Source organism: Sphingorhabdus sp. (assembly GCF_044239005.1).
In the GTDB taxonomy this organism is placed as follows: domain Bacteria; phylum Pseudomonadota; class Alphaproteobacteria; order Sphingomonadales; family Sphingomonadaceae; genus Sphingorhabdus_B.
In genome coordinates this window covers 1-11490 of record NZ_JBIICH010000072.1, presented here as the reverse complement: position 1 = coordinate 11490, position 11490 = coordinate 1, and the positions used below count along the sequence as shown (strand labels likewise).

Here is an 11490-nt window from a genome sequence, read left to right as displayed (position 1 = left end):
TTATGCGTAAAGAGGGGGATGTGCTGCTCCTCATTAAGCAAGAACCCGGGCAACCGGTAAAATATTATATGAATAAGTCCGGCATGTCGTCACGCTGGTTCAACGAGATTTTGAAGCAGCTGCTGGCGGCTAAATTGGTCGTGCAAGAAACCTGCCCTGATGACAGCCGCCGGAAACTGCTCAGCTAAACCAGCAACTTTATTGCTCGGCTGTGGTATTTTTATCATAGGCTTTACGTGCATTCGGCGTTGAATGGCACATGACGGGTTCCGTTCGGCGCGTTTGGGATTCGGATGCCGCACAGGGGAACATATTGCGAAATTAAAAAACCCCGCCGTTCCATTCGGACGGCGGGGTTTTTAAATGGTGGGCGTAGCAAGGTTTGAACTTGCGACCCCTGCAATGTCAATGCAGTGCTCTACCGCTGAGCTATACGCCCACAACGCCGCAGCCTCTAGCTGGGCTTTTGCTATCATTCAAGCCTATTTCAGCTCGCCAAAACTTTCCTTGGAAAACAGCCGTTCGACTTCAAGGACAAGGTCTTTCAGATGGAAGGGTTTGGACAGTATTTTGGCGCTTGGCATGGACGCGCTTGCGCGCAGCGCCACGGCCGAAAAGCCGGTGATAAACATGACCTCCGTGCCCGGAGACACGCGGTTACAGTGGCGCGCGAGTTCAATGCCGTCCATTTCCGGCATCACAATATCGGTGAGCAGCAGATCGAAATGCTCTTGTTCCAACAAGGGCGCTGCCGCTGTGCCGCGGTCGACCGCGACCACGTCATAGCCCGACCGTTCCAGTGCGCGCGCGAGATATTCGCGCATGGCCTGTTCATCTTCGGCGAGCAGAATGCGGGTCATACATAATCCTTAAACATCTTTTGGGGCGCCAAATTGCGGCGCTGGGTCTATCTATAATTGCAGAGGCTTAATTTTTTTCACCATTTTGCGCAAAACCTGCCAACAACATATTTTAGTCTAATGAAGAGGGCGTGTTGGACATATCGGCATCCGGATTTGCAATGTGGGGAACGGAAAATATGTCCGTGCCTGTGCTGCTGTCTGTGCCGCACGCCGGGCGCGATTACCCAGCCGCTGTCATTGACGCGCTGCGCGTGCCGCCGGCATCGCTGGTCCGGCTTGAGGATCGCTATGCCGATCTATTGGTGCGCCGTTCGGTACAGTTCGGCCATCCGGTTATTGTCGCCCACCGCGCACGGGCCTGGATCGACCTGAACCGCGATGAACAGGATATCGATGTTGAGATGGTCCAAGGCGCACAGCGCGCGGATTATCCCGCGCCCGGCGTGAAGCAGCGCGGCGGGCTTGGCCTTGTGCCGCGCCGATTGTCGGGCGAAGGCGATTTGTGGAAACGGCAGTTCACTTTAGACGATATCAATGACCGCATTGCGGCGCTGCATCGGCCCTATCATCAGGCCGTATCAACGGTGCTTGAAAATATGCGGCGAAAGTTCGGGGTCGCGATCCTGCTGGATGTGCACAGCATGCCACCGCTCCACAACCCGGCAACTGGCGCGGGGCCGCAATTTGTGATCGGCGACCGTTTCGGCAAAAGTGCATCCTCGCAATATGCCGAATTGCTGATGTCCCGTTTGCAGGGGCACGGATTTACGGCGGCGCTTAATCACCCCTATGCCGGGGATTATATCCTGCGCCGCCATGCCAAGCCGCGTGCCAATATCCATGCGATCCAATTGGAAGTCGACCGGTCGCTTTACCTTGATGCTGATTTGCGACAGCCTGGGGCTGGCGTTGAACCGATGAAGTTATTGATAGCCGGATTGGTGGAGGCTTTGGCGGACGAGGCGCTTGGTTCCTCTGCGTTGATGGCTGCGGAATAAAGCCGCAAGATTCGCGTAAAAAAACCACCCCGGAATGTTCCGGGGTGGCCGAGGTTCAGGGAGTTGATGCCGGTTAGGGCATCGTTGGACAGAAACGGGAGGGGAAGTCTCCGTCCAGAATCAAGAATGGGACCTGAGCATTGCAGTTTCAAGTCAGAGCAAAAACATTCTGCCGCCACTGTCGTTGAGGCGAGGCATGGGTGCGGGCAGTCGTTGATCTGCCTATGTTGACGGCACCAACGCCCGTTTAAGGCCACATCCTTTGGACAAAGGGCATCTTGTCGATGAACTGATGCTTCAAAGCGCCCAAAATATGCAAGCCGATGAGCACGATAAGCGGCGCGGCCAATAGCTCATGCCCCTCATGCCCGATGTCCGCCAGCATCGCATTTTCGCCAACCGCCATATCAATGGTGAACAGGCCAAAGAAATCAACGGGCGCAGCGTTGCCCTTGGCGCCGATCATCAGCCAACCGGTCAGCGGCATGGCGATCATCAGGACGTAGAATAATATATGAGCGCACTGGCCGGCTTTGGCCTGCCAACCCGTAATCTTATCAGGCAGCGCAGGCGGGCGATTGGCAATGCGCCATAAAATGCGGCCAACCGTCAGTAGAAGAATGGAAATGCCAATGGCCTTGTGCGGGCTCATATAGGCCGCGCGTGCGGCGCGGGGCAGGTCTTCGCCCAGATTTGCCAACAGTATGTTGGCAGCGATCAATATGGCAATCAGCCAATGAAAAAGGATCGCGATCTTGCTATATTTTGCCATGCCGTCACTTTCCCTGATGGACAGTGACGGCATGAAGCATTTCGCCTGATTAGGTCGAAGGCAGTTCCGTCACTTGCGGTACCTTACCTTGTGCAACCTGAACTGCAAATATTTCCCGCATCAGCTGCAACGAGAACAAATGCGCGTGGATGAGTGCAAGGATACCGTTCTGGTTCAGCTTGCGCACGGTGTCGCCACGCAATTCGCGCAGTTTCGCTTCGTCGATCATTTTGAAACCACGGTAGATGAATGGCTGTTCCTGACCTTCTTGTTGGATCGACACTTCGCCGTCCATTAACAGGTCAAGCTTTTGCAGCTCTTCAACAAAGGCGTGGGTTTGCGCACCGGCATTTTCGAATTCTTCACAGAATTTCAAAATAGCCTGTGTGTTTTCGCTTGGCTTGCCATCTTCGAACAAGGGCGTGCCTTCTTCGAATTCACCAACGGCGCCCGATGTGGGGTCAAAGCACAAGGACAGCTCTTCGGTGTCGGGACGCAGCTTGGCCAACAGGAAGGGATAGCGGCGGACATATGCAGGGACGTAAACGGGACGCTCGAAAAAGCCTTCCTCGTTCATGAAAGTGTTTACGCCTTCGTTCATGCCCATCAGGACCAGCGGAACAGGATTGTCTGTTGCGGAAAAAATGATGGGATAGGTGCGCGATGCAGGAACGAACTCTTCGATCGTCAACGGGATTGCATGCTGTCCTTCAAGAAACTTTGCATTCTCCAACAGGCGCGATTTCCACGTGACGTGATCGTTGCTGTTGAGCGGGATGAGGTCTTTGTACAGAAGCGGCAAGTTTGCGGCTTGGGGCGCTGTGGCCATGTGAAACTCCAGTGCTTGTTATGGGGCAAAAATTTAATGCGGCGCTTTAGTCGGACAGCGGCCTTTACGCAAGTGGAACAAGCTTGCCGGGGTTCATAATGCCCAACGGATCGAACGCGCTTTTAATGGCCCGCAGCGCCGAAAGCCGGGCAGGCTCGGCAAGCCGCGCGAATTCGTCGATTTTGGATTGGCCAATGCCATGTTCCGCCGACAATGAACCGCCATAAGCGCGCACGCGATCATAGACGTGCGACGTGATCGCCTTGCCATCTCCGGCGTACCAACCCGCGACATCGACACCTTCGGGGGCTTTTACGTGGAAATGGATGTTACCATCGCCCAAATGTCCGAAGGCAACGGTCTTGGTTCCGGGATAGTCCGCTTCGATACGCGGCGATTCTTGTTCAATAAAGCGCGCCATGGCCGCTACTGGAACGCTGATATCATGTTGCAGCGCGGCGCCGGCGGCACGTTCGGCCTCCGCAATCGAATCGCGAATTTTCCAAAAAGCTTCTGCCTGCACGTCGCTGCTCGCGATCGTCGCGTTTTCGAGCAAATTATGGGCGATCGCATCTTCAAGCAGATGCATGGCCAGCTCTCCGGGGCTGGACTGGGCAGGGTCGTCCTGCACAAATTCCATCAAAGCATGCCAGCGGTGTGTTGTGTCGAGCGGCGGCCGTGTGCCCGAAATATGCGTGAGCACGGCACCAAGTGCGCGTTGGGGAAGGATCTCAAAGCCTTCCAAACGATCGCGCCCATGTTTCTGCATGAACAGCAAAAGTTCATAGGCCTGTTGCGGGCTATCGATGCCCGCCCACACGACGCAGCGGTCAATAAGCGCGGGCACGGTTTGCAGCACGGCCTTGGTCACCACGCCAATCGTGCCTTCGCCGCCGATCAGCAGTTGTTTCAGGTCATAGCCGCGATTGTCTTTTTTCAACGGCGCCATGGCGTCATAAATCGAGCCATCGGGCAGAACAGCCTCAAGACCCGCAACGAGGAAACGCATTGTGCCGTGCCGCAACACTTGCGTGCCGCCCGCGTTGGTGGAAATCAGGCCGCCAACGGTTGCCGACCCCTTGCCCCCAAGCGTGAGCGGAAAGCGCCGTCCGGCCTTTGCGGCGGCTTCATGCAGGTTCTGCAAGATGACACCCGCTTCACAGCTTATCAGGCCGGCATCCGCATCGATCGCGGTGATATTGTTCATCCGCCGCATCGACAGGATCAGTTGATCGCCGCTGCTATTGGGGGTGGCCCCGGCAACCATCCCGCTATTGCCGCCCTGTGGAACCAGTGACAGCCGATACTTCGCAGCAACCCTCACAATTGCGGCAACTTCTTCGGTGGTGGCCGGTGAAAGCAATGCTGCGGCGGCGCCTGTAAATCGGCCACGCCAGTCGGTCAGCCATGGGGATATGACGTCCTGATCATCCGAATAGCCTTTTGGTCCCAAAATAGAGCGAAGCTCGGATAAGGCGTTTACATCTGGCACGGCTTTTCCCATTATGTGCAAAGGTTCAGGGCATTTAATTCATGATACGTTCAACCCTATCGGGTAAAGTCGGCAGAACTTCAACTTCATACCGGAATGTTTCTTGCGCATAGTTTTTGCCATAATCCTGCTTGCGGCCGGCCTGACGGCTGTGTCGCAAAAGGCTTGGGCCGATTTTAATGTCGACATGGCGGGCAATGCGTTCGCGCCATTCGTCAAGTTAAAAACCGAATTTGGCCAAGTGCGCGTGGACCAACGCATCATCATTCGTTTGCCGAGCCCTGCGTCCGCACCAGCGGCCGTGGGCGCACAGCGGCAATCGGTTGCGAAGTTAAAATATAAAGAAAAGAAAATTGGCAAATGCCTTTGGGTCGACAGACTGGGCGGTTCGCGTCCCGGACCCGACCGTACGCTCGACCTGTTGACGCGCGACGGCATCCTTATCCGCGCGTATTTGGGTGACGGTTGTCTGGCGCGGGAGTTTTATGCGGGCGCTTATATGGAGCGGTCATATGACGGCAAATTATGCGTGGATCGGGATGTGTTGCATGCCCGCACCGGGGCAAAATGCGCGATCGATAAATTCCGATTGTTGATACCGCGATAGCGCCGGGCGCATTCGGCCAATTACCTTGACATTTCTGCCCGCAGAGACCAATGGCGACGCTCGTCGCTATGGCTTTGGCACCGGTGGCACAGCATCTTCTTTTCCGGAACAACATATGCGTTTTGCCGATATCGGCTTGTCTGATGAATTATTGAGAGCCTTAAGCGAGGCTGGCTATGACGAGCCAACCCCAATTCAGGCCGCTGCTATCCCGCAGGTCCAGATGATGCGTGACATCATCGCAATCGCACAGACGGGCACGGGTAAAACCGCGAGCTTCGTCCTTCCGATGATCGATGTGCTTGCCAATGGCCGTGCGCGTGCGCGCATGCCGCGCAGCCTCATTCTCGAACCGACGCGCGAACTTGCGGCGCAGGTTGCTGAGAATTTCGAAAAATACGGCAAATATCATAAGCTATCGATGGCGCTGCTTATCGGTGGTGTTCAAATGGGCGACCAAGTGAAGGCGCTTGAAAAGGGCGTTGATGTTTTGATCGCGACGCCCGGACGGCTGATGGATTTGTTCGAACGCGGTAAGATTTTGCTGACGGGCTGCGAAATGCTCGTCATCGACGAAGCGGACCGTATGTTGGACATGGGCTTCATTCCCGACATCGAACATATCTGCACAAAGTTGCCGGCGACGCGTCAGACATTGCTGTTTTCGGCAACGATGCCGCCGCCGATTAAGAAGCTGGCGGACAAGTTTCTGTCGAACCCGAAATATATCGAAGTCGCGCGTCCCGCGACCGCCAATATCAATATCGAACAGTTTTTGGTGAACGTATCACCGATGAAAAAGCGCGATGTGTTGCGTGATCTATTGCGCACGGAAGATGTGTCCAACGCGATTATCTTCTGCAACCGTAAGACGACAGTTCGCGAATTGAACACCAGCCTGCAGCGCCATGGCATGCGTTCGGGCGAAATTCACGGCGACATTGATCAGGCGTCACGCCAGAAGCAATTGGAAGCGTTCAAGAACGGCGACATCAATCTGCTCGTCGCGTCCGACGTGGCAGCACGCGGCCTCGACGTTAAGGGCGTCAGCCATGTGTTCAACTTTGATGCGCCATGGCACCCCGATGATTACGTCCACCGCATTGGCCGCACAGGCCGCGCCGGTGCCAAGGGCAAGGCATTTACCTTTGTCACCAAGGCCGATGAAGAAGCCATTGAAAACATCGAAAAGCTGATTGGCACCAAGATCGAACGTCTTGGCAAGATCGAGGCTCCATCGGGTGAACCCGAAGAGCGCGCACCCGCAAAGCGCGGCCGCAAGCCAACAGAGCCAAAAGCCAAGTCCGCACCCGCAGAAGCGGCGGCACCAGTGGAACCCAAGCCAGCACACGAAAAAGCGGCGGCCAAGCCTGCCCGTGAAAAGCCAGCGCCAATGGTTGAAGCTGAACCCGCGCAAAAGCCAAGCGCCACGCCAGCGAGCGATGACGGATGGAATGGCCCAATGCCTGGCTTCCTGGGCGTTGGGTTTGGGACGTCTTAATTACGTTTTTGCTAATCCCGTCACCCTGAACTTGTTTCAGGGTCTTAATTTTGGACGTCGAGAAGTAAGACCCTGAAACAAGTTCAGGGTGACGATACTGCCACGAACCGCGCAGACGCATAATCCGGTCACACAATCCCACCCAACAAAAAAGGGCCCGCATCGCTGCAGGCCCTTTTCGTTTAGGTTCGCGAAGTTCTTAGAACTTGCCGCGCACTGTGATGCCATATGTCCTTGGCTCAGCAAGGAAGTGCGACATCAGCTGGCGACCACCGGGATATTGCCCATCCACAAATGGGGCCGAGGTTGCACCCGCCTGGAATGGCGAGTTGAACGCGACCTGGGCGTAATCTTTATTGAAGATGTTCTGACCCCAAAGCTCAAAGCTCCAGGCTTCATCAGGACCGCGAAGACCGATACGCGCGTTGAATACGGCGAAACCATCTTGCTCTTTCTGCGGGAACAGGTCGGAACCGGTATTGTAATCGCTGGTCATACGACCGTCGATATACACCAGGCCGCTCATGCCATTGCTGCCGATATCCGGCGTCCATGTGATGCTTGAAGTTGCAACCAGTTCTGGCGCGTTGGACAGATTGTCGCCCGGCAACTTGCGCAATGCAGGGTCAAGTGGTGCGCCGGTTTTGCTGCCGACCAGGTTTTCACGATAGCTGGTGTTTGCATATGTTAGACCTGCCGCCACGCGGAAGTTGCGTGCTGGCACCAAGGATGCTTCCAACTCGACACCTTCTGCGCGCACGCCATAGCCCACGTCGCTTGGCGCACAGGCACCGGTTGTTGCCGCTGCTGCGTTGAAGTTGGAGCCTGCTGCCGACAGGTTCTGGTCACGGTCGGCGCCGGCCAAATCCGCGCTACAACCGTTGATCGACTGCACAAGGAACACGGTGCCATTGAACGTATTCAGCTGGAAATTGCTGAAGTCCGAACGGAACGCAGAAACGCTCAGGCTGAGTGGACCATTTGAGAATTTCGCACCGATTTCATAGCTGTCGACCAATTCGGGGTCGAATTGCAATCTGCCCGTCAACGCCTGCGCGCCGCCCGATGCTGCAAATGTGCCGATTGGCGACTTCAGTGCTGAACGGTCAAGGTTGAAACCGCCAGCCTTATACCCACGCGCGAAGCTGCTATAGACCAAGAGGTCGTCGGTTGCTTTCCACGACAGGATTGCGGTGCCGGTGAATTCATCTTCACTGCGCTCGTCGTTGATAGACACGCCGTTCAATTCCGCGGTCGAGTTGCCCTGACAGGACAGGCCAATCAACGAACCCGCAAGTGCACGCGCCGTTGCCGTTGTCAGCGGGTTCACCAAGTCGTCGGTCACAAGGCCTTGGACGGCCGTACAAACGGTGTTGTCATTGCCAAAGGTGGCGTCGAACTTCTTCTTGTCGCTGGTGTAGCGCAGGCCAAGCGTCAGATCGAGCGCATCGGTAATGTGCAGGATGTTGTGCGTGAATGCCGCGAAGTTCGTGCCGTTCTGGAAATAACGGTCGTTGGTGGTGCCCAGATCATTCAGGCTATCAAGCCGCGTGAACGCCGCCAGAATATCCGGACCCGACAGACCCGAAGCGCCGCCGATGGTTGCGGTGCCGACGCCAGGGATGACGCATGATGGGCTGGTGGGCGAATAGAGCCCAGCCAAACCGCCACCCGAAATGATGCGGCATGTTGCAAAGCGGCCATATTGGTTGCCGAAACGCAGATTGTCGCGGACGGTCAGCTTCTCATTCGAGAAAAATCCGCCGACGAGCCAATCCAGCTTTCCGTCAAATGCTTCACCCTGTAGGCGGAGTTCCTGCGTAAAGGTGTGGAATTGACGATAAGCATCATCGCTTGGCGCGCGGTACAGAATGTCGACTTCACCATAATCGGTGTCGGACGCCTGACCGGAACGATATTGGCGATATGCCGTAATCGACGTCAAAGTTGCGCCGCCGAAATCATAATCGATTTGGCCGGAGAAACCATAATCCTTGGTTTCGCCGCTGAAAACGCGGTTGGCGCTGACCGAGATGTTACGGCCATAGCCTTGGTTAAACGCAGCCAATGGTTGGCCAAGGTCACGCAATACGTTGATGATGTTGTTGGATGTCGCTGTTGATGCCACGCCGGTCGTGCTTGGGTTGTTCAGGTCACCAATGAATGGATTGACGGAACCATCGACATAGGTTGCTGCGCAGCATTCTTCGTTACGCGAGGTATAGTCTGCAATCAGACGCACCGACAGCGCATCGGTTGGTTGGAGCAACAACTGGCCACGCAGGAAGTAGCGGTTACGATTGTTGACGTCGCGGCCATTTTGGTCGTCACGGTAGAAACCGTCACGCTTTACATAAACGCCATCGACGCGGAACGCGACCTGATCCGAAATCGGGCCAGTGATGCTCGTTGCAGCGCGCATGAAGTCATAATTGCCGTAGGTCAGCTCGCCATTAACACCAAAGGTGAAGCTTGGCTTTTTGGAATAGATGCTGATGAGACCAGCAGACGAGTTACGTCCGCCCAATGTACCTTGCGGCCCACGCTGCACTTCAACACGGTCAATTTCGCCGAGTTCGTTCAAGCCAATGCCCGAACGCGAACGGTATACGCCGTCGATGAAGACGGGAACCGAGCTTTCGAGGCCGGGATTGTCACCGACCGTTCCGATACCGCGAATACGGGCAGAACCATTGGCTTCCGAACCCGTCGAAGAGACGAGCAACGATGGTGCAACCTGGTTCAGCTGACGAATATCGTTCGCGCCGCTATTTTGGAGGGTTTCGGCATTAACGGCGGAAATCGCCACTGGCACATCTGAAAGCAGCTGGCTGCGGCCTTGCGCGGTTACAACGATTTCTTCTTCCGCTGTATCGTCGGCCTGAGGGGCTTCCTGCGCAAATGCGAGGCTTGGCACTGAAAGCGCAAGGCAAGCGGCCGATAGTCTCAATGCGTGGCTGAGGGATTTGTCACGTCGTAACATATGCTTCTCTCCTGTGTTGAAATTGATATGTTACAATATAACGAATGGACGCACGGCTGTCATCGCTGTTCAGCGCGGTTTTCCTGAAATTCATTCTGTGCGTCAATATTGCAACATTGACATTTTTAACGTTACGGAAAGACTGTTCAGTTTGAACAGACTTTTCCGTAACATATCAACGAATGCTGCGCAGCAATTTGCTTATAGTTTGACAAGCATCTTGCCGGTGTTTTCGCCGCTGAACAGGCCGATGAAGGCTTCGGGTGTTTTCTCAAGCCCGTCTTTCACTGTTTCACGGCCCTTGACCGCGCCAGATTGGATCAGCCCTGCCATGTCGGCGTTGAATTCTGGAACCTGTGCGTAGAAGTCAGGGTAGAGGAAGCCCTTAATCATGATGCGCTTGCCGATGATCATCGGAAGATACTGCATCGGTTGGGCTTTGAAGTCGTTATACACGTCAATCATGCCGCAAATCGCAAAGCGCGCCCATTCTTTGGACGTGGCAAGTGCCGCATCAAAATGTTCGCCGCCGACATTGTCAAAATAGACATCAATGCCGCTTTCGCCCATGTCCTTCAGTGCGGCCATCAACTGCGGCAGCACCTTGCCGGATTTATAGTCGATCACGGCATCGGCACCGAGTTCTTTGACCCAAGCGCATTTTTCTGCGCCACCGGCTGAGCCAATGACTTTCATGCCCTTGGCCTTCGCAATCTGGGTGACGGTCGAACCAACAGCGCCCGCTGCGGCCGATACGAAAATGACTTCACCAGCCTTCGCTTCGGCAACCTTGAGCAAGCCGAACCATGCGGTGCCGCCGGGCATTCCGATGATGCTGAGCCAATGTTGATCGGGAACGCCCAGATCAGGCAGTTTAACCGGCGGCATGCCCGCAGGTGGCGTCTTGTCGCCGCCGAATACGGCGCTATCGCGCCAGCCAGCCATATGAAGAACCTTTGCGCCCACGGGAAAATCGGCATTGTTGCTTTCGGTCACAACGCCGACTGCACCGCCGGTCATGGGTTCGCCAAGCATGAATGGATCGGCATAGCTTTTCGCATCGTTCATGCGGCCGCGCATATAAGGGTCGACGGACAACCAGCTGTTCGCAACGCGGAACTCGTTTGCGCCCAATGGTGCATCGGGTGCTTCGATCATCGCAAAGTTGCTGTCATTTGGAAGCCCGGCAGGGCGGCTAGCTAAGGTCCATGCGCGCATTATCTTGTCTCTCCATTGTTGTTTGCTTCCGCAGCATTTGCTGCAGCATTTTTATATACGGGCCGACCGCCGACCCATGTTTCTTTGACTATCGCATTACGCAGTTCGCGCGGGCTTGCAAGCAATGGGTCGACATCAATCAATATGAAGTCGGCATAATGCCCCGGGGTTAACGAACCAAATTTGCCTTCGGCAAAGGCCGCGTAAGCAGCGCCGGTGGTAAAGCC

11 protein-coding genes and 1 tRNA gene are annotated in these 11490 nt (G+C 55.4%); 4 read left to right on the top strand and 8 right to left on the bottom strand.

The features are described from left to right. A partial coding sequence (locus ACILQA_RS07045; protein WP_395629059.1) for a hypothetical protein occupies positions 1 to 188 on the top strand: 188 nt, incomplete at its 5' end. A gap of 176 nt (positions 189 to 364) precedes the next feature. On the opposite strand, the gene ACILQA_RS07040 is transcribed toward ACILQA_RS07045, so the two are convergent. Continuing rightward, positions 365 to 439, bottom strand: a tRNA-Val gene (locus tag ACILQA_RS07040). Between the two features lie 43 nt (positions 440 to 482). After that, positions 483 to 860, bottom strand: coding sequence for a cell cycle two-component system response regulator CpdR (gene cpdR, locus ACILQA_RS07035; RefSeq protein ID WP_395629058.1), 378 nt, complete (start codon positions 858 to 860; stop codon positions 483 to 485). Between the two features lie 179 nt (positions 861 to 1039). On the opposite strand from cpdR, the gene ACILQA_RS07030 reads away from it, so the two are divergent. Next, entirely contained in the window at positions 1040 to 1861 is an 822-nt protein-coding gene (locus tag ACILQA_RS07030; RefSeq protein WP_395629057.1) for an N-formylglutamate amidohydrolase, read from the top strand. A 247-nt stretch (positions 1862 to 2108) separates the two neighbouring features. Here the strand turns inward: ACILQA_RS07030 and ACILQA_RS07025 are convergent, their stop codons facing one another. The 3 genes from ACILQA_RS07025 to ACILQA_RS07015 all read right to left on the bottom strand — a co-directional run bounded on the left by ACILQA_RS07025 (position 2109) and on the right by ACILQA_RS07015 (position 4954). Beyond that, entirely contained in the window at positions 2109 to 2633 is a 525-nt protein-coding gene (locus ACILQA_RS07025; RefSeq protein ID WP_395629056.1) for a cytochrome b, read from the bottom strand. Positions 2634 to 2682: 49 nt separating this feature from the next. Further along, positions 2683 to 3462, bottom strand: a complete 780-nt coding sequence (locus ACILQA_RS07020; RefSeq protein ID WP_324477844.1) for a SapC family protein — start codon at positions 3460 to 3462, stop codon at positions 2683 to 2685. 64 nt (positions 3463 to 3526) lie between these two features. Continuing rightward, positions 3527 to 4954 (bottom strand): FAD-binding oxidoreductase, encoded by a 1428-nt coding sequence (locus ACILQA_RS07015; RefSeq protein ID WP_395629055.1) that lies wholly within the window; start codon positions 4952 to 4954, stop codon positions 3527 to 3529. A gap of 103 nt (positions 4955 to 5057) precedes the next feature. On the opposite strand from ACILQA_RS07015, the gene ACILQA_RS07010 reads away from it, so the two are divergent. Next, positions 5058 to 5561 (top strand): hypothetical protein, encoded by a 504-nt coding sequence (locus ACILQA_RS07010; protein WP_395629054.1) that lies wholly within the window; start codon positions 5058 to 5060, stop codon positions 5559 to 5561. 115 nt (positions 5562 to 5676) lie between these two features. After that, entirely contained in the window at positions 5677 to 7062 is a 1386-nt protein-coding gene (locus tag ACILQA_RS07005; protein ID WP_395629060.1) for a DEAD/DEAH box helicase, read from the top strand. Between the two features lie 199 nt (positions 7063 to 7261). Here ACILQA_RS07005 and ACILQA_RS07000 read toward each other — a convergent pair whose 3' ends face one another. From ACILQA_RS07000 to ACILQA_RS06990, 3 genes are all read right to left on the bottom strand, one after another. Further along, positions 7262 to 10045, bottom strand: coding sequence for a TonB-dependent receptor (locus ACILQA_RS07000; RefSeq protein ID WP_395629053.1), 2784 nt, complete (start codon positions 10043 to 10045; stop codon positions 7262 to 7264). 201 nt (positions 10046 to 10246) lie between these two features. Beyond that, entirely contained in the window at positions 10247 to 11263 is a 1017-nt protein-coding gene (locus ACILQA_RS06995; RefSeq protein ID WP_395629052.1) for an NADP-dependent oxidoreductase, read from the bottom strand. Continuing rightward, positions 11263 to 11490: amidohydrolase family protein (locus ACILQA_RS06990; protein ID WP_395629051.1), on the bottom strand; the 228-nt coding region annotated here is incomplete at its 5' end. The genes ACILQA_RS06990 and ACILQA_RS06995, both read right to left, overlap by 1 nt.